This window comes from Caulobacter sp. BE254 (assembly GCF_031457295.1).
Taxonomy (GTDB): Bacteria; Pseudomonadota; Alphaproteobacteria; order Caulobacterales; family Caulobacteraceae; genus Caulobacter.
This window is the reverse complement of sequence record NZ_JAVDWJ010000018.1, coordinates 22,358-47,870: the sequence shown is the minus strand read 5'-3', so window position 1 is coordinate 47,870 and position 25,513 is coordinate 22,358. Positions and strand designations below refer to the sequence as shown.

Sequence of the window (25,513 nt, the reverse complement as noted above, 5' to 3'; positions counted from 1 at the left end):
AGCTTTTTTACTCTGTAGGTTCGTCGACGTCGCCAATACTCTCCAGTATTCCTGACCATCCGTTAGCGTAGTACCTTACCTGGTATACGCCAACTGGAAGGTGCACGCCCTTTTCCGCCGACCGCATGTGAACGTTAAAGTCATACTTGGTTCCCGTGGCTGCCCTAACTTGTAATTCTGGTGCCCCAATCGGACTGCTGATAACTTCTACATTTACTTCGGGTACGGAATCCATATGAGGGTCGAACGCTCCGGATCCAGTCATCATGTGTACGGGCCTCAGAAGTTCGATCTCTAAGATCCCGCTGTTATCCAGCATATCTGCTTCCTGGACATATTGGCGCACACGAACCGCAGCATCAGACAGCTTTCTATGGATACGCCGAGATCCTATCTCGCGGATCTCCTCCAATGCAGTAGCGTCAATCTCCTTCCCAGATTGACTTGATGAAACCTCGAGAAATGAGTCCGTTTGATATATAATTATTCGTTGCCCCGTATATCGAAAGGCCTCCTCCATCAGCTCAATTCTTGGGCCCATGGTTTTCCCGGACCTAACTTCCCACCAATCTTCCTTCTTCTCTGAAGTCACATATACTATAGGCGAAGAGGAAGATTTGGAAAATTCAAGCGTTTGTCTCCAGAGCATGAAATCGCCATATGGACGCTCCGCATCTTTGTCGTCGTCCATGTATCCCGGAGGAATCTTCTCCGCCATTCGTCGCTGCGCCTCAACTATAGCGGCAGCATAATCTACCTCGTCAAATGCCTCGCCAACACGGCCGTCAAATACCTTTAGTATCCTTTTCAAGATATCATCTTCTCTTAGGTAGTTTGGATGACTTTCTTGCGCCGACTTTACCATTTCTTTGGACTCTGAAATAGCAGACAATATCTTCTCGCCCAAAATATCCAATCCCGACCTTGGAACAAGACGGAAGCCTCGCAGATTTCCTATGACTCCACCAATATTGGAAGACAATTCGTCCAGCGATTTCGACGCATCACGGAACGTTCTTTCTGCCGACGCGATTACATTTTTTCTATTCCTGATGAATTCCCTGGCTGACTGGTTCGATATCCAAACCCTTTTTCCAAAACCCTCGATCGCGGTCAGCAAATTTTCTCTAGTTTGAGTATGGTATCTATAAAGATCCAGCAGAACATTTGCGTCTAAAGTCAAAATGCCATTGCGCCATACGCGCCTGATCTCGTCTGAGCTGGGCTCAAGATACCAATTGAACTTCGTCTTCATTTTTTATAGCCGACCGATGAAATGCCGATTGACTGGAGCTTAACCATAAGTCACGGCCCAGCAACCTTCAAAGTTGCGGACGGATAAAAATTCTACTCTGGCCATCCGCCCCCCCAGCGGATGACGCCACATCCTGAAACCCTTGGTGGAATTGGAGCTCTGGGCGTGGCGTGGCCGCCGGGGCGGTCCGGCCGGGCGAAGGGGGCGGCGGTTGGCGCACCCTCTCCCGGAGGGGAGAGGGTGGGGCCCGCGCGAAGCGTGGGAGGGAGAGGGGTGACGCCCTGTCCGGTTTCTCACGAACGCCCTGCCGGCGCGCCGGCCGGCGGCTTACGCCCTCACCCTCCCACCGCTGCGCGGCGGGCCCCTCCCTCTCCCCACGGGAGAGGGTTCGAAATGACTTATGCTCGGCGGATAGCGGACAAACTTCCGCGATTTCAACGCCCTGAACTTTCTCGACCCGATTTGATCCCCACCCTCCCAGACCGCCCTTATCCTGATCCCACCTCGTCGCGGGGAAAGGGCGCATGGCCAGCGACCGATGCGGCGGCGGGGGGCGATCGAGCGGGACTGGGCTGGAGGGGGTTACTCCAGCGTGTCCGGGGAGCCTGGCGTTGCAGGCCCCGCCCGCCGTCGGCGTCGCACGGGGACAAAGCGCGAGTATGCCCATAGGCCCGCGCCCCCGGCGTCCGGTTTCTCCCGAAAGGGATCGAGACCGGGTCCGGCTAAGCCTCAACAGGGCTGCCCACCGGACGCTGGCGGAAAACGAGCGCGCGGAGCGATCGGCTTCGTCGAAACGGTAACAACTTAAAGAACTCCGGACGATGTCCGGCGCTCCGCGTCCCTTTCCGATAGCTCAGCGGCTAGCCGCGTGAGGACGAGAGATCGTGCATCCAAGATCCTCCCCCTGTGGGGGAGGTGTCGGCGAAGCCGACGGAGGGGGGAGTGATCGGCCGATGGCCCGTTCTACGATCTTCGACCCCAAAACTCCCCCCACCGATCGCTGCGCGATCGCCTCCCCCACGGGGGGAGGGGCGGGGATCCGTCGCGAAATCAATCCACTGCGCGAGATTGCCCCATCGACAGCCGCTGCAACCTGAGCAAGATGGCGCGCCCGCACGAACGAGCCGAGCAAAGGAGCGCGATGGCCGCGCGATCGCCGACCGAGATCGAGGACACGCTCGAGGACGCCGTCCAGAACGCCCCGGAGGACATGCCGTCCCCGGCGGCGGCGCCCCCCGTCTCGCCCAGCGTGACCACGGCCCTGAAGCACGCGCCGATGGGCATCGCCATCTTCGACGACCAGATGCGTTACTTGGCCGCCTCGCGCCAGTACCTGACCGACCAGGGCATGTCGCCCGACACCCCGCTGCTGGGCCGCCGCCACTACGACGTCTTCCCGGAGATCCCGCAGTTCTGGCGCGACAAGCACGCCCAAGTCCTGGCCGAGGGGGTCGAGCTGCGCGAGGACGAGGGCGACCGCTATGTCGACGGCGAGGGCCGGGTGCACTGGGTGCGCTGGTCGATGGCCCCCTGGCGCACCGACGACGGCCGGATCGGCGGGCTGGTGCTCTATACCGAGATGGTCACCGCCGCGGTGCAGGCCCGCCAGCGGCTGCAGGCGGCCGAGGCCCGCTACCGGGCGGTGTTCGACCAGGCGGCGATGGGCGTGGCCCGGGTGTCGGGCAGCGGCCGGTTCCTGGAGGTCAACGACAAGTTCTGCGCCATCACCCGCCGCGACCGCGAAACCCTGCTGGCCTCGACCTTCATGGACATCGCGCCGGGCGAGGACAATGTCGCCACCGCGGTCACCCAGGGCCTGGCCCTGCTGGCCGGCGAGATCGACACCTATGCGCTCGAGCGGCGGGTCGACGGCCGCGACGGGCCGGTCTGGGTGCATGTCACCGCCTCGCGGGTCGATCCCGGCGACGGGCGGCCCTACCTGGTGGTGATCATCTCCGACATCACCGCCCGCAAGCAGGTCGAGGCCGAGCAGCAGCGCTACCAGGGCCAGCTGCGCCTGCTGATCAACGAGCTGAACCACCGGGTGAAGAACACCCTGGCCACCGTCCAGTCGATGGCCAGCCAGACCCTGAAGACCGAGCCCGACCCGCTGACGGCGTTCGAGAAGTTCGAGTCGCGGCTGCTGGGTCTGTCGCAGGTGCACGACGTGCTGACCCGCGAGAGCTGGCACGGGGCGGGGCTGCGCGACGTGGCCGAGCGGGCCCTGGCGCCGTTCACCCCGCCGACGCAGGGCGCCGAGCGCCTGACGATCGACGGCCCGCCGGTCTGGCTGGCGCCGGGCGGGGCCCTGACCATGGCCCTGATCTTCCACGAACTGGCCACCAACGCCCTGAAGTACGGGGCGCTGTCCAGCGGCGAGGGGGTCAGCGGCGAGGGCCGGGTGGTGCTGAGCTGGACCTATGACGCAGCGACCCGCGACCTGGCCCTGGCCTGGACCGAGACCGGCGGCCCGCCCGTGGCCCCGCCCCGCCGCCGCGGCTTCGGCTCGCGGCTGATCGAGCGCAGCCTGCGCGGCGAGCTGAAGGGCGCGGCGACCATGGACTACCGGCCGGAGGGCCTGGTCTGCACCATGCGCGCCACCTTGTCGGACCCGGTGGAGGGAGCGGGGCCGCTTGGGGGTTAGGCGGCGAACGCTTGCCCCCTACGGATCGCTTCGCGATCGTCTTCCCCCAAAGGGGGAAGAGCCTAAGCGCGAAGGCTCCGCCCCCTATGGGGGCGGACAGACCGCGAAGCGGTCAGGTGGGGGCAAGTGGACGAGCCCTTGCGCCAAGCCCCCGCCCGCCGTACCTCCCCCCCATGACCATCCGGGCCAAGATCTGCGGGCTGTCCACGGCCGAGAGCGTCGCCGCCGCCGTCGCCGGCGGGGCGGCCTATGTCGGCTTCATCTTCTTCGCCAAAAGCCCGCGCAACCTCGACCCCGAGGCCGCCGCCCGGCTGGCCGCGCCGCTGCGCCAGGGCCCGGTCAAGACCGTGGCCGTCACCGTCGATCCCGACGACGCCCTGGTCGACCGGCTGATGGCCACGCTCAAGCCCGACCTGATCCAGGTGCACGGCAAGGAAACCCCGTCCCGGGTCCGCGAGATCGCCCAGCGCTCCGGCGCCGGGGTGATCAAGGCCTTCTCGGTCTCGTCGGCCGCCGACGTCGACCAGGCCCGGGCCTTCGACGGCGTCGCCGAGCACCTGATGTTCGACGCGAGACCCGTGGAAGGATCCACCCTGCCCGGCGGCACCGGCGCAAGGTTCGACTGGAGCCTGCTGGATGGCCGGCGATTTTCTCGCCCGCATTTCCTGGCCGGCGGGCTGGATCCGTGGAACGTCGCCGAGGCGGTCCGGGCCTCCGGCGCGCCGCTAGTGGACGTTTCCTCTGGCGTCGAGCGGGGTCCCGGCCTAAAGGACCCGGCTCTGATCACGGCGTTCCTGGACGCCGTCAAACGCGCCTGACGTCTGGAACGAGCCCGTGAACGCTTCGGTGAAACCTAACGACTGGTCCGCCTATCCGGACGCCAAGGGCCGCTTCGGCGACTACGGCGGCCTCTATGTGGCCGAGACCCTGATGCCGCTCGTGCTCGAGCTGGACCGCGCCTATACCGAGGCCAAGAACGACCCCAGCTTTCAGAAGGAGCTGGCCGGCTACCTGACCCACTATGTGGGCCGCCCGTCGCCGCTCTATTTCGCCGAGCGCCTGAGCCGCCATCTCGGCGGGGCCAAGATCTACTTCAAGCGCGAGGAGCTGAACCACACCGGCGCGCACAAGATCAATAACTGCATGGGCCAGATCCTGCTGGCCCAGCGCATGGGCAAGACCCGGATCATCGCCGAGACCGGCGCGGGCCAGCACGGCGTCGCCTCGGCCACCGTGACGGCGCGCTTCGGCCTGCCCTGCGTGGTCTATATGGGCGCCGTCGACGTCGCCCGGCAAAAGCCCAACGTCTTCCGCATGAACCTGCTGGGCGCCGAAGTTCGCCCGGTGACCTCGGGGGCTGCGACCCTGAAGGACGCCATGAACGAGGCCATGCGCGACTGGGTCACCAACGTGGCCGACACCTACTACATGATCGGCACCGCCGCCGGCCCTCACCCCTATCCGGCCATGGTCCGCGACTTCCAGGCGGTGATCGGCAATGAGACCCGCCAGCAGATCCAGGAACTGGAAGGCCGTCTGCCCGACGCGGTCGTGGCCTGCGTCGGCGGCGGCTCGAACGCCATCGGCATGTTCCACCCCTTCCTGGCCGACGAGAGCGTCAAGATCTTCGGCGTCGAGGCCTCAGGCCACGGGCTGGAGACCGACAAGCACGCCGCCTCCCTGACCGGCGGCCGCCCGGGCGTGCTGCACGGCAACAAGACCTACCTGCTGCAGGACGACGACGGCCAGATCCTGGACGCCCACTCGATCTCGGCCGGCCTGGACTATCCGGGCATCGGGCCGGAGCACTCGTTCCTGCACGACGTCGGCCGGGCCCAATACCTGACCTGCACCGACGACGAGGCCCTGGCGGCCTTCCAGCTGTGCGCCGAGCTCGAGGGCATCATCCCGGCCCTGGAAAGCGCCCACGCCCTGGCCAAGCTGCCGCAGCTGGCCAAGGAGATCGGCGAGGGCGGGGTGATCGTGCTGTGCCTGTCGGGCCGGGGCGACAAGGACATCTTCACCGTGGCCGACGCCCTCGGGCGGACGATCTAGGGCTAGAGCGACTTTGACCAAAGACCGTATCGACCGCCGGTTCGCGGCGCTGAAGGCCGAGAACCGGGCCGGCTTCGTCTCCTATGTGATGGCCGGGGACCCCGACGCCGCCACGGCGCTGGCGATCCTGGAAGGCCTGCCGGCCGCCGGGGCCGACATCATCGAGCTGGGCTTCCCGTTCTCGGACCCAATGGCCGAGGGCCCGACCATCCAGCGCGCCAGCCAGCGCGCCCTGGCCCAGAAGATGACCCTGAACGGCACGCTGGACCTGGTCCGCGCCTTCCGCCAGGGCGACGACGACACCCCGCTGATCCTGATGGGCTATCTGAACCCGCTGCTGAACAAGGGCTTCGAGACCTTCGCCCGCGAGGCCGCCCAGGCCGGGGTGGACGGCCTGATCGTCGTCGACTGCCCGCCGGAGGAGGCCGATCCCCTGGCCGACGCCCTGGAGGCCCACGGCGTCTCGCTGATCCGCCTGGCCGCCCCGACCACCGACGACGCGCGCCTGCCGGCCGTGGTCCGCCGCACCTCGGGCTTCCTCTACTACGTGTCGGTGGCCGGGGTGACCGGCGTCAAGTCGGCCGACGCCGGCGACGTGGCCCCGGCCGTGGCCCGGCTGCGCGCCGCCTCGGGCCTGCCCGTGGCCGTCGGCTTCGGCATCCGCACCGCCGAGCAGGCGGCCGCCGTCGCCCGCATCGCCGACGCCGCCGTGGTCGGCTCGGCCCTGGTCGACGAAATCGAATCCGCGGCCAAGGTGAACGAAAACGTGACCGAGAAGGTTCTTCTCAAGGCGTCGGAGCTGGCTAAGGCTGTGCGGTCGGCGCGACTCGAAATGGCGTGAGGCTGAAGGCTATGGCGATGGCTGAACCCCAGGGGCCCAAGAAGGGCGACAAGACCAAGGTCGCGACCGAGCGGCGCGGCGGCTGGCTGTCGCGGATCGCGCCCGGCGTGCGCGGCGCGTTCGCCAAGCGCGAGACGCCCGAGAACCTCTGGGTCAAGTGCCCCGACACCGGCGAGATGATCTACCGCTCCGACCTGGAGGCGGCCCTGTGGGTCACCCCGGCCGGACGCCACATGCGCATCGGTCCCGAAGCGCGCTTCAAATACACGTTCGACGGCGGCGTGCACGAGGTGCTGCCGACCCCGGCCGTGGTCGAGGACCCGCTGAAGTTCTCGGACGGCAAGCCCTACAAGGAGCGCCTGGCCGCCGCCCGCAAGGCGACCGGCGAGCAGGACGCCATGGCCATCGGCTTCGGCAAGGTCGGCGGCGTCGACGCGGTGGTCCTGGTCCAGGACTTCGCCTTCATGGGCGGTTCGCTGGGCATGGCCGCGGGCGAAGGCTTCATCGCCGCCGCCGAGGCCGCGATCACCCGCCAGGTCCCGCTGGTGGTGTTCACCGCCGCCGGCGGCGCGCGGATGCAGGAAGGGGCGCTGTCCCTGATGCAGATGGCCCGCACCACCCTGGCCATCAACGAGATGAAGGACGCCGGCCTGCCCTATGTGGTGGTGCTGACCGACCCGACCACCGGCGGCGTGACCGCCTCCTACGCCATGCTGGGCGACGTGCACCTGGCCGAGCCGGGGGCCCTGATCGGCTTCGCCGGCCCGCGGGTGATCGAGCAGACCATCCGCGAGACTCTGCCGCCAGGCTTCCAGCGCTCGGAATACCTGGTCGAGAAGGGCATGGTCGACCGCGTGACCCCGCGCAAGGACCTGCCGGCGGTGCTGGGGTCGATCTTGGGCACACTGATGATGGGGCGGGCGCTGAAGGCCGCCTGAACAACCCCGTTTCCCTCCCCCTTGTGGGGAGGGGGGACCAGCGAAGCTGGTGGGTGGGGCCCGCCGCCGCACGGACCTCTCTGCACCGAACCCCCACCCGACCCCTTCGGGGCCACCCTCCCCACAAGGGGGAGGGAAGGTTCATCAGATGACCGACCACCTCCGCGCCCATGACGCCGCGCTGGCCCGGCTGCAGGCCCTGCATCCCAAGCTGATCGACCTGTCGCTGGACCGCATGGTGCGGCTGTGCGCCGCCCTGGGCGATCCGCAAAAGAAACTGCCGCCGGTGATCCACGTGGCCGGCACCAACGGCAAGGGCTCGACGGTGGCCTATCTGCGAGCCATGGCCGAGGCGGCCGGGCTGCGCGTCCACGTCTTCACCTCGCCGCACCTGGTGCGCTTTGCAGAGCGCATCCGCCTGGCTGGAACGCTGATCACCGACGAGCACCTGGCCCAGGTGCTCGACCGCGTCGAGGCCGCCAACGCCGGCCTGCCGATCACCTTCTTCGAGATCACTACCGCCGCGGCCTTCCAGGCCTTTTCCGAGGTTCCGGCCGACCTGTGCCTGGTCGAGGTGGGGCTGGGCGGGATCCTGGACGCCACCAACGTGGTCCTGCCCGCGGTCAGCGTCATCGCCCCGATCGACATCGACCATCGTGAGTTCCTGGGCGACACCCTGGCGGCCATCGCCCAGGAGAAGGCCGGGATCATCAAGCCCAACACGCCTGTCGTCTCGGCCCGCCAACAAGAGGAGGCCGAACGGGTGGTCGAGCGCGAGGCCGACCTGTTCGAGGCGCCCCTGACCCTGATGGGCCGTGACTTCGACGCCTGGAACGAGCGCGGCCGGCTGCTGGTCCAGACGCAGGACCGCCTGCTGGACCTGCCGGCCCCGTCCCTGCCGGGCGAGCACCAGTTCGCCAACGCCGGCCTGGCCGTGGCGGCGCTGCTGGTCCTGAACGATCCGCGCGTCGACGAGGCCGCCATGGCCAGGGGGATCGCCGCCACGACCTGGCCCGCGCGGTTCCAGCGGCTGACCGCCGGACCGCTGGCCGAGCGCGCCACGGCGGCCGGCGCCGACCTCTGGCTGGACGGCGGCCACAATCCCCACGCCGGCCAGGCGGTGGCCCGGGCGCTGGGCGACCTGGCGGCCCGCGACGGCCGGCCCGTGGCCCTGATCTCGGGCCTGCTGGCCAACAAGGACGCCACCGGGTTCTTCGCGCCGTTCGCGCCGCTGAACGCCAAGGTCTTCTCGGTGACGTTCGAGGGCCACGCCGCGGCCAGCGCCGCCCAGACGGCGGCGGCCGCCGAACTGGCCGGGCTGCGGGCCCAGGCCTGCGACAGCGTCGAGACGGCGCTCGACAAGGCGCTGGCGCTCGAGCCGACGCCGCACGTGCTGATCTGCGGCTCGCTCTACCTGGCGGGAGAAGTTCTGGCGATGAGCCCGGAGACCTGGCCGGTCTAGGCTAGACGAGAATATTCAGCAGCGAGCCGGGGCGCAGGATCGTCCGCGGCTGTTCGGTCGGCTGGGCGAACGGGCGGGCCGGCGGCTGGCGCTGCGGCTGGGCCTGGGTCTGCAGCTGGACGGCGATCGGCGGCGCGGTTGGCCGGGCCGCGGCGGCGTCGCCGACGGCCGCCTGGAAGAACGCCGCCGCGCGCGAGCCGCCAGCGCCCGTCGAGCCCTGCGGCGAGGCGGGTCTCTGCGGAACGGCCGGCAGGCCTGTCGGGCGGATCGTGCTCATGGACGCGACTCTATCATGGTTAATGCAAGGTCGGCGAGCATGGTCAACGCGCGGTTAATGGTCGCGGCTCAGTTCGACGAAACACGGCCAAAACCGGACGCCAACCTGAACGCCAGATGAAAGTCGGGTTGTCGACGCCGTTCAGGCGGCGGGGCGTAGGGTGTCCCCAAGATCGACCGGATCGGGGCCGGTCGGACATGACTTTGAACGGAAAGGGACACCCGATGCGTACCGCCACCAAGACCACCCTCTCGATGATCGCCGCCGCCACCGCCGCTCTGAGCCTGGCTTCGGCCCCAAGCTTCGCCTCGGCCCATGACGGCTATTATCGCGACCATCACCGCTATGAGTCGCGCTACGACAGCCGCTACGATCGTCGCTATGACCGCCGTTATGACCGCTATGAAAGCTGCCGCACCGACCGTAAGCACGGCAAGGCGACCGGCGCGGTGATCGGCGCCCTGGCCGGCGGCCTGCTGGGCAACTCGGTCTCGAACGGCAACCGCACCCCCGGCACCCTGCTGGGCGCGGGCGTCGGGGCCTATGCCGGCAGCCAGATCGGCAAGGGCCACCGCTGCTAACCGCCTGATCGCCGAACAGGCCAAGGGCCCGGACCGCGAAAGCCGTCCGGGCCTTTTGGCGTCCAGCTAGCGCAGTTTCCCGAGCATCTCCTGGACGTCGTCGTCGGTCAGGGGGCCGCTGTGCTTGGCCAGGATCACGCCGTCGGCCCCGACCAGGAAGGTCTCGGGCACGCCGGTGACGCCGAACTCGATGCCGGCCCGGCCATTGCGGTCCATCAGCTTGGCGGCGAACGGGTCGCCCAACTCGGCCAGGAAGGCCTGGGTACGGGCCGGCTCGTCCTTGTAGGCCACCCCGACCAGGGTGACGCCTCGGGCCTTCAGCGCCATCAGCTGCGGGGCCTCGACCCGGCAGGGGGCGCACCAAGAGGCGAAGAAGTTGATCAGGCGGGGTCCGGACGGCGCGTCGCGCACGGCGACCATCGCTCCCGTATCGAGGTCGGGCAGGCTGACGGCCGGGACGGGCTTGCCGACCAGGGCGTGGGGCTGGACGTGCGGATCGTGCTTGAGGGCATAGCCGGCGAACAGCACGCCCAGGCCCAGCAGCACGACCAGCGGCGCGAAACCGATCCAGCGCCTCACGGCTTCCTCGCGTCCCGCTGGGCCTGAAGCCGTTCGGCCTCGCGCCGCCAGCGGCGGGCCGAGGCCAGGCTGTCGGCGATCATCCAGACGAAGGCGCCCGCCGTCAGGGCGAAGGCGGGCCAGACATAGATCGCGTACTTGCCGGCGTCGAAATCGAAGTGCATCGGCTAGCCCCCAATTCCTAGTTTTCAGCCTGCTGCAGGGCCAGGGCGCGGGCCTTGCGCCGCCAGACCAGGGCGCGGATCCGCACCAGCCACAGCGACCCGAAGGCCGACATATAGGCCAGGCTCATCACCAGCATCGGCCAGGCATAGACGGCGGGCAGCCGATTCTCCGGCTTGGCGAACAGGGTGGAGCTGCCCTGGTGCAGGCTGTTCCACCACTCGACCGAGAACTTGACGATCGGCAGGTTGATCAGGCCGACCAGGGCCAGGATGGCGGCGGCCCGGGCCGCCTTCTGCTCGTCCTCAAGCGCCGAGCGCAGGGCCAAGTAGCCCAGATAGAACAGCAGCAGCACCAGCACCGAGGTCAGGCGGGCGTCCCACACCCACCAGGTTCCCCACATCGGCTTGCCCCACAGCGAGCCGGTGGCCAGGGCCAGGGCCGTGAAGGCCGCGCCCAGCGGGGCGCAGGCCACGGCGGCGGCGTCGGCCAGGGCATGGCGGAACACCAGGGCCAGGAAGCTGGCTATGCCCAGGCACAGATAGACGAACAGGCTGAGCGAGGCGGCCGGCACGTGGATGAACATCATCCGCACGGTGTCGCCCTGCTGGTAGTCCTCGGGCGCGGCGAAGGTCAGCACCAAGCCGACGGCGGCCAGCACCGCGGCGACCACGCCGAACATCGGCGCGGCCCAGCGGGAAAAGGCCATGAACCGCTCGGGGTTGGTCAGGAAGTCCAGCGGATGGTGTGGATCACGGGCGCCCATGTCCGAGCCTTAGAAGACCTGAAGGGCGCCCGCAATCGTGGAGGCTACCTAGGGGCGCTAGTCGGCCTTGGGGGGAGCCAGGCGCGGGCCGTCCGGACCGCCCCCGAGGTGACGGAATTCGACCCGGCGCATCATCGGACCGGGACCGCCGGCCATCGGGCCCAGGGCGTCGAAGGCCTTCTTCTGGCTGGGCGACAGGGCGGCGTAGAAGGCGCGGGTGGCGTCGATCCGGGCCCTGGCGCGGTCCAGGCGCTCGGCCTCGCGGTCCAGGCGTTCGGGCGTGGTCGGGGGTTGGCGCGGGGCGTCGACCGCTTCGCGCTTCGGATGGTCCTTGGTCCAGTCCTTGGGGGCGACGGCGTCCAGATAGGCCTTCAGGGCCCCGTCCTGGTCGGCGCGCAGCTGCAGCACGTCGCGCAGATGTTGGGCGTGGGTTGCGGGGTCGAGGCGGTGGTGGCGCATCATCACCGGCGGCCCGCCGGGACCGTCCGGACCATCATCGGCCATCGGCGGCGGACCGGGCAGCGGCGGACCGTCCTGGGCGATGGCGGCCGCCGCGCCGCAGAGGGTAAAGACGGCCGCGGCCACCAGGGCGAGACGGCTGGGTTGCAGGCGCATGGTTTGCTCCAAGAGATTGTTCCTGGAGCGGACCCTCGATTCGGCGTGTAACCCCGGAATGTCAGGATCGCCGGCGAATGTTGCAGAACTGACGAACGCCGCGATGCATAAACACCTCGCCGCCGCGACGCAGTCCCGCGGCCGCCGTCCAGGGAGACCCGCGCGATGCTGTACCTGCTGGCCAAGGCCGCGATTTCGGGCGTGATCATCGCCCTGGTGTCCGAGATCGCCAAGCGCCAGCCGGGCTTCGGCGCCCTGGTCGCCTCGCTGCCGCTGATCTCGATCCTGGGCATGCTGTGGCTGTGGCGCGACACCCATGACGTCAAGCGGATGGCGACCCATGTCGAGGCCACCTTCTGGTACGTGCTGCCGTCCCTGCCGATGTTCCTGATCGTGCCGGCCCTGCTGCGGCGGGGCGTGAACTTCTGGGCGGCGCTGGGGGCCGGTTGCGTGGTCACCATCGGCCTCTATCTGACGATGACGGCGATCGGCCCCCGTTTCGGGCTGAAGCTCTAGCGGCTCGTGGGCCGCCCTCGTCCTTCGACAAGCTCAGGATGAGGGCTACCTTTGCGGTGGTGGCGTTCGAACGCCTCATCCTGAGCTTGTCGCCAAAGCAAACTGGGGACGAGGAATTCGCCCCGCAGCGCTCGGTGCTGACGCAACTCGGCGCGAATACGGTTAGAAGCCCGGCCATGAACCGCTCCAACAAACGCATCGCCTTCCTCGCCCTGATCGTCTCCGGCCTGTGCTGGGGCCTCGGCTTTCCATTGGGCAAGCTGGTGCTGCGCGAGACCGATTCCGCCCACATGGTGCTGCTGCGCTTCGTGGTGGCGGCGGTCGTGGCCGCGCCGTTCGCCCTGCGCAGCGCCGAGACCCGGGCCCTGTTCCGCTCGCCGGTCGTCCTGCTGGCCGGCGCGCTCTACGGGATCGCCTTCATGGTGCAGTTCGAGGGCCTGGCCCATGTCAGCGTCACCCTGGCGGCCCTGCTGGTCGGGGCCATGCCGGCCCTGATCGCCATCGCGGCCAAGCTGCTGGGCGAAAAGGTCAGCCGCGCTTCCTGGGCCGGGGTCGCCGCCGCGACCCTGGGAGCGGCCCTGATCGCCGGCAAGCCCGACGGGGCCGGCTCGCCGCTGGGCGTGGCCCTGTCGCTGGGCTCGCTGTTCATCTTCCTGGCCTGGCTGACGGTGCTGCGCCGCGCGCCCAAGGCGCCCAACGAGATGGCCATACCGGCGGTGACGGTGATCGTCGCCGCCGTCACCGTGGCCCCGATCGCCTTCCTGATGCACGGCCCGCCGAAGCTGGACCTCAGCCCGGTCGCCTGGAGCGGCATCCTGGGCCTGGGGGTCCTGAGCACCCTGGTGGCCACGGCCGCCTGGCAGTTCGGCTCGGCCCGGGTCGACAGCGCCAGCGCCGGGGTGTTCATCAATATCGAACCGCTGATGGGGGCCTGTGTCGGGGTGATGCTGTTCGGCGACCACCTGACCTGGGCCCTGGCGGCCGGCGGGCTGATGATCATCGCCGGCAGCTTCGCGGTGGTGCTGGGCGAGCGACGGAGCCAGTCCGTCTGCGCCAGCGCGGGGCCGATCTAAAACCCTCTCTCTTTGAGAGAGGGAGGGGCCCATGGCGAAGCCGTGGGAGGGTGAGAGGTTACACTCTCACCGAATAGATCGCTGTCGTTCAGCGGATACTCCGATCGCGCCCCTATCCATAGCGGCGGTCGTCGTGCGCCTTCTTGCATCTGGAAGCGTTGCGGAACCTCTTGGAACTACCGGCCAGCGGTGAAACCTCTCACCCTCCCACCGCTTTGCGGCGGGCCCCTCCCTCTCTCCATGAGAGAGGGTCTTGGTGAACCCTCAATCCAGCGCATTCCGACAAGCCGCGGCCATGGCGATCGGCCCCAGCGCCACGGCCGCCGCCGAATAGGCCAGCAGCAGGAACAGGCCGCCGGTCCAAGGCAGGCCGCCGGCCAGGGCGTCCAGGGCGCCGGCGCCGAAGATCACCGGCGGCACGTAGAGCGGCAGGACGATCACGGCCACCAGCAGGCCGCCGCGCTTGCTGCCCAGGGCCAGGCTCGCGCCCAGCCCGCCGAGGAACGAGAAGGCCAGGCCCCCGGCCAGGGCGCAGGGGATCAGCAGCGGGATGATGTGCGGCGAGGCCCCCAGGGCCAGGGCGGCGACCGGGGCGGCCAGGGCCAGGGGCGCGCCGGCCGCCAGCCAGTGGGCCAGGCACTTGGCCACGGCCACAGCCTCAAGCGGAGCGGGGCCCAGGGCCAGCAGGTCCAGCGCCCCGTCCTCGAAGTCGCGCTCGAACAGCCGCTCCAGCGACAGCAGCGCCGCCAGAGCCAGGGCCAGCCAGGCGATGCCAGGGGCCAGGCTCGCCAGCCGCTCGGGGGCGCGGCCGGCGGCCAGGGGCAGCAGGGTCACCACGCAGGCATAGAAGGCCAGGGCCAGCAGAGGACCACCGCCCTTGCCCCAGGCCAGGGCCAGTTCGCGGCGCAGCAGGATCAGGAAGGCCCTCATCCTCCGACCTCCACCGCCCGAGCCGGAACGGGTAGGGGATCGTGCACCGCCGCCAGGATCATGCCGCCGCCGGCCAGGTGCTCGGCCATCAGTATGCCGAAGCCCTCGCGATGGCCGGCGTCCAGCGGGGCCATCGGCTCGTCCAGCAGCCACAGCGACCGGGGACTGGCCAGCAGCCGCGCCAGGGCCACGCGCCGCCGCTGGCCGGCCGACAGGCGGCGGACCTCCAGGTCGAGCAGGCGGTCCAGGTCCAGCCGGGTCGCCGCGGCGCGGGCCGAGGTCTCCGACCCGCCCGTCCAGCGGGCCTGGAACAACAGCTCCTCCCAGGCCGAGCGGGTCGACTTCAGGCCGTCGTGATGGCCGACCAGGTGTAGGGCGTCGGACCGCGCGACCTCGGCCTCCAGCGGACCGGCCTGGCCGTCGAAGCCGATGACGCCGTGCGACGGCCGCAACAGTCCCGCCACCGCCCGCAAAAGACTGGTCTTGCCCGCCCCGTTGCGTCCCGTCAGCGCCACGGCCTGGCCGGCCGAAACCTCCAGGTCCAGCCCCGAGAACAGCCGCCGTTCGCCGCGAACAAGACTTAAGTCCTTGATGCGAATAGTTCTCAACATAGGCCGCAAGCCCTCAAGACCCTGCCCTGTGCATGGACGTTGCCCACGGCGACGGCTAAGAAGCCCTCGGCCGTCACCCTCCGCATTGGATGGGGCGTACGCGGCGCGAGGATGGACGCTGTGGGTCCGCCTCGATCGCGCGATCCCTGGAGAGGTTTTCCGGCGGCCGTGGACAGAGAAGGGATCCTTCGAAATGGCGTCTGTAGACAGCCTCAAAACCCGCCGCGAACTTGTCGTCGGCGGCAAGACCTACGTCTATTACAGCCTTCGCGCCGCTGAGGAAGCCGGTCTGGCCGACGCCAGCAAGCTGCCGGTGTCGATGAAGGTGCTGCTGGAGAACCTGCTGCGCTACGAAGACGGCGTGTCGGTCAACGAAGCCGACCTCAAGGCCGTGGCCAACTGGCTGAACAACAAGGGCAGCGTCGAGCACGAAATCAGCTTCCGCCCGGCCCGCGTGCTGATGCAGGACTTCACCGGCGTTCCGGCCGTCGTCGACCTGGCCGCCATGCGCGACGCCATGGTGTCGCTGGGCGCCGACCCGGCCAAGATCAACCCGCTGAACCCCGTCGACCTGGTCATCGACCACTCGGTGATGGTCGACAACTTCGGTTCGCCCAAGGCCTATGACGAGAACGTCGCCAAGGAATACGAGCGCAACATCGAGCGCTACCGCTTCCTGCGCTGGGGTTCGTCGGCGTTCAACAACTTCCGCGTCGTGCCCCCGGGCACCGGCATCTGTCACCAGGTGAACCTGGAATACCTGGCGCAGACCGTCTGGACCGCCGCGGTCGACGGCGCCGAAGTCGCCTATCCCGACACCGTGGTCGGCACCGACAGCCACACCACCATGGTCAACGGCCTGTCGGTCCTGGGCTGGGGCGTGGGCGGCATCGAGGCCGAGGCCGCCATGCTGGGCCAGCCGATCCCGATGCTGATCCCGGAAGTCATCGGCTTCAAGCTGACCGGCGCCATGCCGGAAGGCGCAACGGCCACCGACCTGGTGCTGACCGTCACCCAGATGCTGCGCAAGAAGGGCGTGGTCGGCAAGTTCGTCGAGTTCTTCGGCGACGCCCTGGCCAACCTGACCCTGGAAGACCAGGCGACCATCGCCAACATGGCTCCGGAATACGGCGCCACCTGCGGCTTCTTCCCGATCAGCGCCTCGACCGTGGCCTATCTGAAGGGCACCGGCCGCGACGCCGCCCGCGTCGCCCTGGTCGAGGCCTACGCCAAGGAGCAGGGCCTGTGGTGGGAGCCCGGCGTCGCCGAGCCGACCTTCACCGACACCCTGGAGCTGGACCTGTCGTCGGTGCTGCCGTCGCTGGCCGGCCCCAAGCGTCCGCAGGACCGCGTGCTGCTGACCGAGTCCGCGGCCAAGTTCGCCGAGTCGCTGGCCGGTGAATTCGGCAAGGCCGAGGCCCCCAACGCCCGCGTGCCGGTCGAGGGCGAAAACTTCGACGTCGGTCACGGCGACGTGGTCATCGCGGCCATCACCAGCTGCACCAACACCTCCAACCCCTCGGTGCTAATCGCCGCCGGCCTGCTGGCCAAGAACGCGGTGGCCAAGGGCCTGAAGGTCAAGCCGTGGGTGAAGACCTCGCTGGCCCCCGGCTCGCAGGTGGTCACCGACTATCTGCTGAAGGCCGGCCTGACCAAGCACCTCGATGCTCTCGGCTTTAACCTCGTGGGTTATGGCTGCACCACCTGCATCGGCAATTCGGGCCCGCTGCCGGAGAACATCAGCAAGGCGGTCAACGACGCCGACCTGGTGGCCTGCTCGGTGCTGTCGGGCAACCGCAACTTCGAAGGCCGGGTGAACCCGGACGTCCGCGCCAACTACCTGGCCTCGCCGCCGCTGGTGGTGGCCTACGCCCTGGCCGGCTCGATGAAGATCGACCTGACCACCCAGCCGCTGGGCCAGGACAAGAAGGGCAATGACGTCTTCCTGAAGGACATCTGGCCCTCGAACGAGGACATCGCCGCCCTGCAGCGCAAGTCCGTCACCGAAAAGATGTTCGCCAGCCGCTACGGCGACGTCTTCAAGGGCGACAAGAACTGGCAGGGGATCAAGATCACCGGCGGCCAGACCTACGCCTGGGAAGGCGACTCGACCTACGTGCAGAACCCGCCCTACTTCCCCAACATGTCGATGACCCCGACCCCGGTCACCGACATCGTGGAAGCCCGCGTGCTGGCGGTGTTCGGCGACTCGATCACCACCGACCACATCAGCCCGGCCGGTTCGATCAAGAAGACCAGCCCCGCTGGCCAGTACCTGATCGACCACGGTGTCGACCCGCTGGACTTCAACGGCTACGGCGCCCGTCGCGGCAACCACCAGGTGATGATGCGCGGCACGTTCGCCAACATCCGCATCCGCAACCGGATCACCCCGGACATCGAAGGCGGCGTGACCAAGCACTTCCCCTCGGGCGAAGTGATGTCGATCTATGACGCGGCCATGAAGTACCAGGCCGAGGGCCGCCCGGCCGTGGTGTTCGGCGGCAAGGAATACGGCACCGGCAGCTCGCGCGACTGGGCCGCCAAGGGCACCAAGTTGCTGGGCGTCCGGGCGGTGATCTGCGAGAGCTTCGAGCGCATCCACCGTTCGAACCTGGTCGGCATGGGCGTGCTGCCCCTGCAGTTCGTCCAGGAAGGCTGGCAGAAGCTGGAGCTGACGGGCGAGGAGATCGTCTCGATCCGCGGCCTGCAGGACCTGGCCCCGCGCAAGCAGCTGATCGTCGAGCTCTACCGCCCGACCGACGGCCGCATCGCCCGCTTCCCGGTCCGCTGCCGCATCGACACCCCGACCGAGCTTGAATACTTCAAGAACGGCGGCGTGCTGAACTACGTGCTGCGCAACCTGGCCAAGGCCGACTAAGGCCCCTGGTCGGGGCGCCTTCAGCGCCGGACGAGATCGAGCCGGGTCCGAAAGGGCCCGGCTTTTTCTTTGCCCGGGCCGTCGCGCACCCTGCAGTTGACGGTTTTTGCGTGGAAAGCTCGCCTTCACGGCCTCGTGAACGGTCATCGTCCGCGATCTTGGCTTAAGTGCCCCGCACATGCGTCAGGCCTTTCTCACTCTCCTCGTCACGACTCTCGCGAGCCTTTCGGCCGCGCCCGCGCTCGCCGCGAAACCGCCGGTGGTCGTCGAGTTGTTCACCGCCCAAGGGTGCTCGTCCTGCGGCAAGGCCAACCAGGTCGTCGCCGACATGGCCGACGAGAAGGGCGTTCTGGCCCTGACCTATTCGGTCGACTACTGGGACTATCTGGGCTGGACCGACACCTTCGCCAAGCCGGCCTTCGCCGCGCGCCAGCGCGCCTACGCCACGCGGTTCTCGCTGCGCGACGTGCCGACCCCGCAGGTGGTGGTCGCCGGCCACCAGCAGGCCTCGGGGGCCAAGGCCGAGGCGGTCGAGACCCTGGTCAAGGAGGCCGCCAAGGCCCCGTCCGACCCGCCGGACATGGAGTTCGTCGGCGACGGCCGCCGCGTCGCGGTCGGTTCGGGCCCCGCGCCGCGCGGCGGCGGCGAGGTCTGGCTGGTGCGCTACGACGCGCGCGAGCAGGACATCGCCGTCAAGCGCGGCGACAACCGCGGCCAGACCCTGGTCCACCGCAACGTCGTGCGCGAACTGGTCCGCCTGGGCGCCTGGAACGGCCGGCCGAAGCTGTACCGCCTGCCGGCGCCCGCCGACGAGACGCTGAAGACGGTGATCATCGTCCAGGGCGCCAAGGGCGGCCGGGTGATCGGCGTGCTGCAGGAAGCCGCGGAGAAGTAGAAGATCCTCCCCCTGTGGGGGAGGTGTCGGCGCAGCCGACGGAGGAGTTGTCGGATCGTCGATCCGTAAAGCCGCCCTCGTAGCACTCCCCCCGCCGATCGCTACGCGATCGCCTCCACAGGGGGAGGACCCGCGCCCAAAAGAAAAGCCCGCGCAGGGAGGGGACACCGCGCGGGCCTCTTAGGGGAGGGGAATGTTAGACCGTCGGCTGACCGGAGCCCGGGTCGGAGGGCTGGGGGGCAATCAGGGTCCGAGCCAGGACGTCCGATCAGCCGACACTGCTCTTATGACGGGCCAAGCCGGCGCTGGAAGGGCGTGAACAAGGTCGTTTCACGGCCGTTCGTGTCGGGGATGTGTCCGCCGTTTCAACGGCCACGGGACAGCGCGCACGCGAAAACCCCGCGTGGAGAGGGGCGCCACGCGGGGTCTCGAGCGGGTATCAAATAGAGGGGTCGTCTGTCGGCCGACCGGCCCACGATCAAGGGGGCTGGGGGGGCTGTTCAGGATCCTGAACCGCAGGATGTCCGATCAGCCGACACCGTCAAGATGGCGGGGCAAGCGGGCGGCGGCGGGTCCAAATTAAGGTCATTTCGTGTCCGGCGGCGGCGGGCCAGACATTATCAAGCGCGACTGTAGCGTCGCCGCAACGCCGACAAGGAGCGTGCACGGCGCCGCTCGCGTCCGGGCCCGATTTGGGTTTAGGATTCGTCCGATGGCCCTGGATTCCCGCCCCGCCGCCGGCGTCGTTTTCTTCGAGCGTCGCGAGATCGACCAGCTCTTGCGGCTGTATGGCCGGATGGTCGCCGCCGGCGAGTGGCGCGACTACGGCATGGCCGGCCAAAGCGACCATGCGGTGTTCTCGGTGTTCCGCCACGCGGCCGAAGCCCCGCTCTACCGGATCGAGAAGCGTCCGGCCCTGGCCCGCAAGCAGGGCGAATGGGCGGTGATCGGCCAGGGCGGCCTGACCCTGAAGCGCGGCCATGACCTCAGCCAAGTGCTGCGGATGTTCGACAAGGGCCGGTTCAAGGTGGTGGATTGAGGATTGGCGGCTGGACGCCCACGCCCAAACAAAAAGCCCCGGCGGTTTCCCGCCGGGGCTTTCGCGTTTCAGGTCCGAACCCGGATCTAGCGGCGCGAGCCGAAGATGCTGAGCAGGAACTGGAACAGATTGATGAAGTTCAGATAGAGGTTCAGCGCGCCGTAGTTGGTGGCCACGGCCATCGAGTTCTGGTCGCCGCCCATCTGGTAGTAGCTCATCTTCAGGTTCTGGGTGTCGTAGGCGATCAGGCCCGCGAAGATGAACACGCCCAGGATGCTGATGATGAAGCTCAGGCCCGGCAGGTGCAGGAACATCTGGACCAGCGAGGCCAGCACCAGGCCGATCAGGCCCATGATCAGGAAGCTGCCGAAACCGGTCAGGTCCTTCTTGGTGGTGTAGCCGAACAGGGAGAGGCCGCCGAAGGCGATGGCGGTGATCAGGAACGTCGTGAACACCGACTGGATCTGGTAGACCAGCAGCCACAGGCCCAGGCCCGCGCCGATCGAGGCCACCAGCGCCCAGTACAGCGCGCCGGACGAGCGGGCGGTCGGGTTGCGCATGGCGAAGATCGACACCAGGATCATGGCCAGCGGCGCGAAGCGCAGCACCATGCCCAGCACCGTGAAGCCGGCCAGGCGGCCGTCCGGGGTCAGGACGTAGAGCAGGTTGGCGACCGGCGCATAGGCGGTCGTCAGGAAGGCCAGGACGGCGGAAAGCAGAAGACCCAGCGCCACCTTGTTGTAGACGCCGAGCATGAAACTACGCAGGCCGGCGTCAACCGACATGTCGGCGCGATCCGCCGGGATCGAGCGCGCGTAGCCGCGGTTGAAGTCGTTCATCGGGTTAAGGCCCTTCGAAAAAGCAGCGCGCCCATCTTGGACGCCTCCCGAATATCGGGGCCCCGCGAGTATCATGCAAGATGTTGCGCTTTCCGTGGCGCGCGCCGCCCTTAAGATGGATCCGGCACATCCTTGAAAGGGGCGACATGGACTACGTCGAACTCGGCCGGACCGGCATCCAGGTCTCGCGCTGCTGCCTGGGCACCATGACCTGGGGCTCGCAGAACAGCGAGGCGGAAGCCCACGAACAGATGGACTACGCGCTCGGCCAGGGCGTGACCTTCTGGGACACCGCCGAGATGTACGCCAGCCCGCCCAATCCTGAGACGCAAGGCTCGACCGAGCGCCATATCGGCTCGTGGCTGAAGAAGACCGGCAAGCGCCAGGAGATCGTCCTGGCCTCCAAGGTGGCCGGCCGCGGCGCCGCGTTCGGCGGCCTGTCCTGGATGCGGCCGGACGGCGGCTCGACCCGCCAGACCAAGGCCCAGATCGACTACGCGGTCGAGCAGTCGCTGAAACGCCTGCAGACCGACTATCTGGACCTCTACCAGCTGCACTGGCCCGACCGCCCGGTGCGGGTGTTCGGCGGCCAGACCTTCAAGGACTACGAGCAGGACTTCGAGGCCTTCGGCGACATCCTGCAGGCCCTGGACGCCCACGTGAAGAAGGGGGCGATCCGCTCCGTCGGGGTCTCCAACGAGTTTCCGTGGGGCGTGATGCGCTTCCTGGCGGAGTCCGAACAGCGCGGCCTGCCGCGCATCGCCTCGATCCAGAACGCCTACCACCTGGCCAACCGCACCTTCGAATACGGCCTGGCCGAGATCGCCATGCGCGAGCAGGTCGGCCTGCTGGCCTATTCGCCGCTGGCCCAGGGCGCCCTGACCGGCAAGTACCTGGACGGCAAGTTGCCGGCCGGCTCGCGCAAGGCGCTCTACAACCGCATGCAGCGCTACGAAGGTCCCGGGGCCGAGGAGGCGATCCGCGGCTATGTCGAGCTGGCCGGCCGTTTCGGCGTCGACCCGGCGCAGCTGGCCCTGAAGTTCTGCGACACCCGCGCGTTCGTCACCGCCACCATCATCGGCGCCACCTCAATGGACCAGCTGAAGACCAATATCGCCGCCTTCGACCTGACCTGGACCGAGGAGATGGAAAAAGCCGTCAACGCGCTGCACGCGCTTCAGCCCAATCCCTGTCCCTAAATCCTCCCCCTGTGGGGGAGGCGGCCGAAGGCCGGTGGGGGGAGTTGTAGGGTCGTCAATCCGAGTTGTGGTGGCCTTCCGACCATCCCCCCTCCGTCGGCTTCGCCGACACCTCCCCCACGGGGGGAGGATCGGCTAAACCTCTCCCATGATCCGCCTGTTCACCGCCATCGCCATTCCCGCCGAGGTCGGCGAGCACCTCCTGTCCCGCCAGCACGGGATCGAGGGCGCGCGCTGGCGGCCGCGCGAGGCGTTCCACGTCACCTTGAAGTTCATCGGCGACGTGCAGGAAACCACCGCCGCCGACCTGGACGAGGCACTGCGGGGGATCCAGGCCCCGGCCCTGGACCTCGAACTGCAGGGCGTCGGCCATTTCGGCGAGGGCGTCGAGATCCACGCGGTCTGGGCCGGGCTCGCCGAGAACCCCGACCTGCGCCGCCTGGCCAAGGCCAACGAGAGCGCGGCCCGCCGGGCTGGCCTCAAGCCGGAGACCCGGGTCTATACGCCGCACGTCACCCTGGCCTATCTGAAGCGACCCGCCGTCCCCGAGGTCGCCGCCTGGATCCAGGCCAACAACCTGCTGCATTCGCCGCCGTTCCGCGTCGACCGCTTCGGCCTCTATTCCAGCTGGCGGACCAGCGAGGGCTCGGCCTACCGGCTGGAGGCGGACTATCCGCTGGGCTGAGGCCGTGCGTCCTTCGAGGCCGCTTCGCGGCGCCTCAGGATGAGGAGCGTCTTGCTGAAATCCTCATCCTGAGGTGCGAGGCGTAGCCGAGCCTCGAAGGACGCAAGGCGTCGGCCAGAGCCGAAACGTCCAAGAACGCCGTTCACTCTTGCGGTTTGATCCCTTGGCGCGCCAGATCACGGCGGCGCCTGACGCCCGGAGATCCGCATGTCACTCTATCTGTTCGCCCTGCTGATCGGGGTGGTCGCGGGCCTTCGCGCCATGACCGCTCCGGCCGCCGTCGCCTGGGGCGCGCATCTGGGTCTGATCCCGCTCGAAGGCACGCCGCTGGCCTGGCTGGGCGGGACGATCGCGACCTGGACGTTCACCGCCCTGGCCGTCCTGGAACTGGTCGGCGACCAGCTGCCCAAGACCCCCAGCCGAAAGGTCCCGGTGCAGTTCGGCACGCGGCTCCTCAGCGGCGCGTTTTGCGGGGCGGCGGTCTGCATCGCGTCGGACGCCTGGATCGCGGGCGCGGTGCTCGGGGCGATCGGCGCCGTAGTCGGGACCCTGGGCGGGGCGGACGTCCGCGGCCGCCTGGCCAAGGCGTTCGGCCGCGACCTGCCGGCCGGCCTGCTGGAGGACGTGGTCGCCGTGGGCGGCGCGGCCCTGGTCGTCTCGGCCCTCTGACCATGGCGGCTCAACGCTTCGACGCCATCATCATCGGAGCCGGTCAGGCGGGGCCGTCGCTGGCCGGCCGCTTGACGGACGCCGGCTGGACCGTCGCCCTGGTCGAGCGCAAGGACTTCGGCGGCACCTGCGTCAACACCGGCTGCATGCCGACCAAGACCCTGGTGGCCAGCGCCTACGCCGCCCACCTGGCGCGGCGGTCGGGGGAATACGGCGTCGTCCTCCAGGGCGAGGTCGCGGTGGACATGAAGCGGGTCCACGACCGGGCTCGGGCGGTCACCCTCAACGCCCGTGGCAGCCTGGAAAAGTGGCTGGGCGGCATGAAGGGCTGCACGGTCTTCCGAGGCCACGCCCGTTTCGAGGGCCCCGACACCGTGCGGGTCGGCGACGACTTGCTGACCGCCCCGAAGATCTTCCTCAATGTCGGCGGCCGCGCCAATGCGCCGGACATGCCCGGGTTGGCCGAGATCTCGTACCTGACCAATGTCGGCATGATGGAGGTCGAGACGCTGCCCCGGCATCTGGTCATCGTCGGCGGCAGCTATATCGGCCTGGAGTTCGCCCAGATGTACCGGCGCTTTGGCGCCGAGGTGACCGTGGTCGAGATGGGCCGGCGGCTGATCGGCCGCGAGGACCCGGAAATCTCCGACGCCGTGCGCGAGATCCTCGAGGCCGAGGGGGTGAACATCCGCCTCAACGCCGAGTGCATCGCCTTCGCGCCCGGCAAGACGGAAGGGAGTGACGAGGGCGTCTGCGTCCACGTCACCTGCGAGGACGGCGCGCCCCAGGTGGTGGGCTCGCACGTCCTGCTGGCCATCGGCCGCAGGCCCAACACCGACGACCTGGGCCTGGACAAGGCCGGGATCGACCTAGACCCCCGCGGCTACGTGGTCGTCGACGATCAGTTGAAGACCAGCAATCCCGGGGTCTGGGCGATGGGCGACTGCAACGGCAAGGGGGCCTTCACCCACACCGCCTACAACGATTTCGAGATCATCGCCGCCAACCTGCTGGACGGCGATCCCAGGAAGGTCAGCGACCGCATCCCCTGCTACGGCCTGTTCATCGATCCGCCGCTGGGCCGCGTCGGCCTGACCGAGGCCCAGGCCCGCGCGACCGGGCGGCCGCTGCTGGTCGGCCAGCGCCCCATGACCCGGGTCGGCCGGGCGGTCGAGAAGGGCGAGACCCAGGGCTTCATGAAGGTGGTGGTCGACGCCGAGACCAGGCAGATCCTCGGCGCGGCGATCCTGGGCCTGAACGGCGACGAGGCGGTCCACGGCCTGATCGACCTGATGTACGCCAAGGCCCCCTACACGGTGATCCAGCGCGCGGTGCACATCCACCCGACCGTGTCGGAACTGATCCCGACGATGCTGGGGGAGCTGAAGCCGCTGGTCTAGATAAAATCCGTTGTCATCCCGGAAGCCTCGTAGAGGCTGTCCGGGACCCAGGGGACTGGGCTGATGCGGTGCGGTTGTCCTGGATCCCGGCCCTACGCTTCGCTTCGGCCGGGATGACAACTTCTCTATGCTCAGGCTACGACCTCACGCCACCGCGTGGTCCTTCAGCACGCCCAGCGGCACCACCGCCAGCATCTCCTCGTGCGTGGCCTCCAGCACCACCTGCGGGGCGACGCCGGCGTCGAGGGCTTCCTTCCAGCGGCCGGCGCACAGGCACCAGCGGTCGCCGGGCAGCAGGCCGCGGAAGGCGAATTCCGGGCGCGGGGTCGACAGGTCGTTGCCGGTGGCGACCGAGAAGGCCAGGAATTCCGCCGTCATCACCGCGCAGACCGTGTGCAGGCCCAGGTCGTGCGGCCCGGTCTCGCAGCAGCCGTTGCGATAGAAGCCGGTCACCGGGTTCAGCGAGCAGGGCTGCAGCTCCTGGCCCAGGACGTTCTTGGCGGTGTCGTCGTAGCGCGTGGTCATGGCGCCGAGCTTAACCCCATTCCGGGGAATGTGGCCGGGGAATCTGGCTTCCGGTGGCGTCGTTCCGGTGCTTAAG

Annotated in this window: 26 protein-coding genes; 16 read left to right on the top strand and 10 right to left on the bottom strand. The window is 68.5% G+C overall.

Annotated features, from left to right (window positions below; genetic code table 11):
- Positions 1–7 precede the first annotated feature (7 nt).
- Positions 8–1,255 carry a PIN-like domain-containing protein gene (locus J2X41_RS22950; RefSeq protein WP_310086393.1) on the bottom strand — a complete coding sequence of 416 codons (1,248 nt, stop codon included), beginning with the start codon at positions 1,253–1,255 and terminating at the stop codon, positions 8–10.
- A 1,141-nt stretch (positions 1,256–2,396) separates the two neighbouring features.
- Between J2X41_RS22950 and J2X41_RS22940 the strand changes: the two genes are divergently transcribed.
- The 6 genes from J2X41_RS22940 (at position 2,397) to J2X41_RS22915 (ending at position 9,195) form a co-directional block, all read left to right on the top strand.
- Positions 2,397–3,899, top strand: a complete 1,503-nt coding sequence (locus tag J2X41_RS22940; RefSeq protein WP_310086391.1) for an HWE histidine kinase domain-containing protein — start codon at positions 2,397–2,399, stop codon at positions 3,897–3,899.
- Between the two features lie 173 nt (positions 3,900–4,072).
- On the top strand, positions 4,073–4,717 hold the full coding sequence (locus J2X41_RS22935) for a phosphoribosylanthranilate isomerase (protein ID WP_310086388.1): 645 nt from the start codon (positions 4,073–4,075) through the stop codon (positions 4,715–4,717).
- Between the two features lie 16 nt (positions 4,718–4,733).
- Positions 4,734–5,954, top strand: a complete 1,221-nt coding sequence (gene trpB / locus J2X41_RS22930; RefSeq protein ID WP_310086386.1) for a tryptophan synthase subunit beta — start codon at positions 4,734–4,736, stop codon at positions 5,952–5,954.
- A 13-nt stretch (positions 5,955–5,967) separates the two neighbouring features.
- A complete protein-coding gene (gene trpA, locus J2X41_RS22925; protein ID WP_310086382.1) occupies positions 5,968–6,795 on the top strand; it encodes a tryptophan synthase subunit alpha in 828 nt (275 codons plus the stop codon).
- Between the two features lie 11 nt (positions 6,796–6,806).
- Positions 6,807–7,733: an acetyl-CoA carboxylase carboxyltransferase subunit beta gene (locus J2X41_RS22920; RefSeq protein ID WP_310086481.1), complete on the top strand. Its 927-nt coding sequence runs from the start codon at positions 6,807–6,809 to the stop codon at positions 7,731–7,733.
- Positions 7,734–7,881: 148 nt separating this feature from the next.
- Positions 7,882–9,195: a folylpolyglutamate synthase/dihydrofolate synthase family protein gene (locus tag J2X41_RS22915; RefSeq protein ID WP_310086379.1), complete on the top strand. Its 1,314-nt coding sequence runs from the start codon at positions 7,882–7,884 to the stop codon at positions 9,193–9,195.
- Between the two features lies 1 nt (position 9,196).
- Here J2X41_RS22915 and J2X41_RS22910 read toward each other — a convergent pair whose 3' ends face one another.
- Positions 9,197–9,472, bottom strand: a complete 276-nt coding sequence (locus tag J2X41_RS22910) for a hypothetical protein (protein WP_310086377.1) — start codon at positions 9,470–9,472, stop codon at positions 9,197–9,199.
- 224 nt (positions 9,473–9,696) lie between these two features.
- Between J2X41_RS22910 and J2X41_RS22905 the strand changes: the two genes are divergently transcribed.
- Positions 9,697–10,053, top strand: a complete 357-nt coding sequence (locus J2X41_RS22905; protein ID WP_310086375.1) for a glycine zipper 2TM domain-containing protein — start codon at positions 9,697–9,699, stop codon at positions 10,051–10,053.
- Between the two features lie 66 nt (positions 10,054–10,119).
- On the opposite strand, the gene J2X41_RS22900 is transcribed toward J2X41_RS22905, so the two are convergent.
- Genes J2X41_RS22900 through J2X41_RS22885 form a run of 4 tightly spaced genes read right to left on the bottom strand, consistent with a single transcriptional unit; the run spans position 10,120 to position 12,175 of the window.
- On the bottom strand, positions 10,120–10,632 hold the full coding sequence (locus J2X41_RS22900) for a DsbE family thiol:disulfide interchange protein (protein WP_310086373.1): 513 nt from the start codon (positions 10,630–10,632) through the stop codon (positions 10,120–10,122).
- The gene (gene ccmD / locus J2X41_RS22895) at positions 10,629–10,796 is read right to left on the bottom strand and encodes a heme exporter protein CcmD (protein ID WP_310086370.1); all 168 of its coding nucleotides are present in this window, start codon (positions 10,794–10,796) and stop codon (positions 10,629–10,631) included. Before ccmD ends, J2X41_RS22900 begins: the two co-directional genes overlap by 4 nt.
- A 17-nt stretch (positions 10,797–10,813) precedes the next feature.
- Entirely contained in the window at positions 10,814–11,560 is a 747-nt protein-coding gene (gene ccmC / locus J2X41_RS22890) for a heme ABC transporter permease CcmC (RefSeq protein ID WP_310086367.1), read from the bottom strand.
- Positions 11,561–11,617: 57 nt separating this feature from the next.
- A complete protein-coding gene (locus J2X41_RS22885) occupies positions 11,618–12,175 on the bottom strand; it encodes a Spy/CpxP family protein refolding chaperone (protein ID WP_310086364.1) in 558 nt (185 codons plus the stop codon).
- Between the two features lie 165 nt (positions 12,176–12,340).
- Between J2X41_RS22885 and J2X41_RS22880 the strand changes: the two genes are divergently transcribed.
- Together J2X41_RS22880 and J2X41_RS22875 are read left to right on the top strand one after the other, a co-directional pair.
- Complete coding sequence (locus J2X41_RS22880) at positions 12,341–12,691, top strand: DUF3147 family protein (RefSeq protein WP_310086360.1); 351 nt, start codon at positions 12,341–12,343, stop codon at positions 12,689–12,691.
- Between the two features lie 176 nt (positions 12,692–12,867).
- On the top strand, positions 12,868–13,764 hold the full coding sequence (locus J2X41_RS22875) for a DMT family transporter (protein ID WP_310086358.1): 897 nt from the start codon (positions 12,868–12,870) through the stop codon (positions 13,762–13,764).
- 264 nt (positions 13,765–14,028) lie between these two features.
- Here J2X41_RS22875 and ccmB read toward each other — a convergent pair whose 3' ends face one another.
- Positions 14,029–14,694, bottom strand: coding sequence for a heme exporter protein CcmB (gene ccmB / locus J2X41_RS22870; RefSeq protein WP_310086356.1), 666 nt, complete (start codon positions 14,692–14,694; stop codon positions 14,029–14,031).
- Positions 14,691–15,305: a heme ABC exporter ATP-binding protein CcmA gene (gene ccmA / locus J2X41_RS22865; protein WP_310086353.1), complete on the bottom strand. Its 615-nt coding sequence runs from the start codon at positions 15,303–15,305 to the stop codon at positions 14,691–14,693. Before ccmA ends, ccmB begins: the two co-directional genes overlap by 4 nt.
- Before the next feature lie 193 nt (positions 15,306–15,498).
- On the opposite strand from ccmA, the gene acnA reads away from it, so the two are divergent.
- From acnA to J2X41_RS22850, 3 genes are all read left to right on the top strand, one after another.
- Entirely contained in the window at positions 15,499–18,186 is a 2,688-nt protein-coding gene (acnA, locus tag J2X41_RS22860; RefSeq protein WP_310086350.1) for an aconitate hydratase AcnA, read from the top strand.
- A 178-nt stretch (positions 18,187–18,364) separates the two neighbouring features.
- Positions 18,365–19,081 carry a DUF1223 domain-containing protein gene (locus J2X41_RS22855; RefSeq protein ID WP_310086348.1) on the top strand — a complete coding sequence of 239 codons (717 nt, stop codon included), beginning with the start codon at positions 18,365–18,367 and terminating at the stop codon, positions 19,079–19,081.
- A gap of 712 nt (positions 19,082–19,793) precedes the next feature.
- Positions 19,794–20,120, top strand: coding sequence for a DUF2794 domain-containing protein (locus J2X41_RS22850; RefSeq protein WP_057187285.1), 327 nt, complete (start codon positions 19,794–19,796; stop codon positions 20,118–20,120).
- An 86-nt stretch (positions 20,121–20,206) separates the two neighbouring features.
- Here the strand turns inward: J2X41_RS22850 and J2X41_RS22845 are convergent, their stop codons facing one another.
- Entirely contained in the window at positions 20,207–20,959 is a 753-nt protein-coding gene (locus tag J2X41_RS22845) for a Bax inhibitor-1/YccA family protein (RefSeq protein ID WP_310086345.1), read from the bottom strand.
- Between the two features lie 146 nt (positions 20,960–21,105).
- Between J2X41_RS22845 and J2X41_RS22840 the strand changes: the two genes are divergently transcribed.
- The 4 genes from J2X41_RS22840 to J2X41_RS22825 all read left to right on the top strand — a co-directional run bounded on the left by J2X41_RS22840 (position 21,106) and on the right by J2X41_RS22825 (position 24,912).
- Positions 21,106–22,158, top strand: coding sequence for an aldo/keto reductase (locus J2X41_RS22840; protein ID WP_310086343.1), 1,053 nt, complete (start codon positions 21,106–21,108; stop codon positions 22,156–22,158).
- A gap of 148 nt (positions 22,159–22,306) precedes the next feature.
- Positions 22,307–22,843, top strand: coding sequence for an RNA 2',3'-cyclic phosphodiesterase (thpR, locus tag J2X41_RS22835; protein ID WP_310086339.1), 537 nt, complete (start codon positions 22,307–22,309; stop codon positions 22,841–22,843).
- Between the two features lie 207 nt (positions 22,844–23,050).
- Positions 23,051–23,512 carry a DUF4126 family protein gene (locus tag J2X41_RS22830; protein WP_310086336.1) on the top strand — a complete coding sequence of 154 codons (462 nt, stop codon included), beginning with the start codon at positions 23,051–23,053 and terminating at the stop codon, positions 23,510–23,512.
- A gap of 2 nt (positions 23,513–23,514) precedes the next feature.
- Positions 23,515–24,912, top strand: coding sequence for an FAD-containing oxidoreductase (locus J2X41_RS22825; protein ID WP_310086333.1), 1,398 nt, complete (start codon positions 23,515–23,517; stop codon positions 24,910–24,912).
- Between the two features lie 144 nt (positions 24,913–25,056).
- Here the strand turns inward: J2X41_RS22825 and J2X41_RS22820 are convergent, their stop codons facing one another.
- Entirely contained in the window at positions 25,057–25,437 is a 381-nt protein-coding gene (locus J2X41_RS22820) for a DUF2237 family protein (RefSeq protein WP_310086330.1), read from the bottom strand.
- Positions 25,438–25,513: the final 76 nt, after the last annotated feature.

What these genes read in the sequence shown, in the direction of transcription:
- J2X41_RS22950 (WP_310086393.1), bottom strand. Translation starts at nt 1,255, where the DNA reads ATGAAGACGAAGTTCAATTGGTATCTTGAGCCCAGCTCAGACGAGATC.
- J2X41_RS22940 (WP_310086391.1), top strand. Translation starts at nt 2,397, where the DNA reads ATGGCCGCGCGATCGCCGACCGAGATCGAGGACACGCTCGAGGACGCC.
- J2X41_RS22935 (WP_310086388.1), top strand. Translation starts at nt 4,073, where the DNA reads ATGACCATCCGGGCCAAGATCTGCGGGCTGTCCACGGCCGAGAGCGTC.
- J2X41_RS22920 (WP_310086481.1), top strand. Translation starts at nt 6,807, where the DNA reads ATGGCGATGGCTGAACCCCAGGGGCCCAAGAAGGGCGACAAGACCAAG.
- J2X41_RS22915 (WP_310086379.1), top strand. Translation starts at nt 7,882, where the DNA reads ATGACCGACCACCTCCGCGCCCATGACGCCGCGCTGGCCCGGCTGCAG.
- J2X41_RS22910 (WP_310086377.1), bottom strand. Translation starts at nt 9,472, where the DNA reads ATGAGCACGATCCGCCCGACAGGCCTGCCGGCCGTTCCGCAGAGACCC.
- J2X41_RS22905 (WP_310086375.1), top strand. Translation starts at nt 9,697, where the DNA reads ATGCGTACCGCCACCAAGACCACCCTCTCGATGATCGCCGCCGCCACC.
- ccmD (WP_310086370.1), bottom strand. Translation starts at nt 10,796, where the DNA reads ATGCACTTCGATTTCGACGCCGGCAAGTACGCGATCTATGTCTGGCCC.
- ccmC (WP_310086367.1), bottom strand. Translation starts at nt 11,560, where the DNA reads ATGGGCGCCCGTGATCCACACCATCCGCTGGACTTCCTGACCAACCCC.
- J2X41_RS22885 (WP_310086364.1), bottom strand. Translation starts at nt 12,175, where the DNA reads ATGCGCCTGCAACCCAGCCGTCTCGCCCTGGTGGCCGCGGCCGTCTTT.
- J2X41_RS22880 (WP_310086360.1), top strand. Translation starts at nt 12,341, where the DNA reads ATGCTGTACCTGCTGGCCAAGGCCGCGATTTCGGGCGTGATCATCGCC.
- J2X41_RS22875 (WP_310086358.1), top strand. Translation starts at nt 12,868, where the DNA reads ATGAACCGCTCCAACAAACGCATCGCCTTCCTCGCCCTGATCGTCTCC.
- ccmB (WP_310086356.1), bottom strand. Translation starts at nt 14,694, where the DNA reads ATGAGGGCCTTCCTGATCCTGCTGCGCCGCGAACTGGCCCTGGCCTGG.
- ccmA (WP_310086353.1), bottom strand. Translation starts at nt 15,305, where the DNA reads ATGTTGAGAACTATTCGCATCAAGGACTTAAGTCTTGTTCGCGGCGAA.
- acnA (WP_310086350.1), top strand. Translation starts at nt 15,499, where the DNA reads ATGGCGTCTGTAGACAGCCTCAAAACCCGCCGCGAACTTGTCGTCGGC.
- J2X41_RS22855 (WP_310086348.1), top strand. Translation starts at nt 18,365, where the DNA reads ATGCGTCAGGCCTTTCTCACTCTCCTCGTCACGACTCTCGCGAGCCTT.
- J2X41_RS22850 (WP_057187285.1), top strand. Translation starts at nt 19,794, where the DNA reads ATGGCCCTGGATTCCCGCCCCGCCGCCGGCGTCGTTTTCTTCGAGCGT.
- J2X41_RS22845 (WP_310086345.1), bottom strand. Translation starts at nt 20,959, where the DNA reads ATGAACGACTTCAACCGCGGCTACGCGCGCTCGATCCCGGCGGATCGC.
- J2X41_RS22840 (WP_310086343.1), top strand. Translation starts at nt 21,106, where the DNA reads ATGGACTACGTCGAACTCGGCCGGACCGGCATCCAGGTCTCGCGCTGC.
- thpR (WP_310086339.1), top strand. Translation starts at nt 22,307, where the DNA reads ATGATCCGCCTGTTCACCGCCATCGCCATTCCCGCCGAGGTCGGCGAG.
- J2X41_RS22830 (WP_310086336.1), top strand. Translation starts at nt 23,051, where the DNA reads ATGTCACTCTATCTGTTCGCCCTGCTGATCGGGGTGGTCGCGGGCCTT.
- J2X41_RS22825 (WP_310086333.1), top strand. Translation starts at nt 23,515, where the DNA reads ATGGCGGCTCAACGCTTCGACGCCATCATCATCGGAGCCGGTCAGGCG.
- J2X41_RS22820 (WP_310086330.1), bottom strand. Translation starts at nt 25,437, where the DNA reads ATGACCACGCGCTACGACGACACCGCCAAGAACGTCCTGGGCCAGGAG.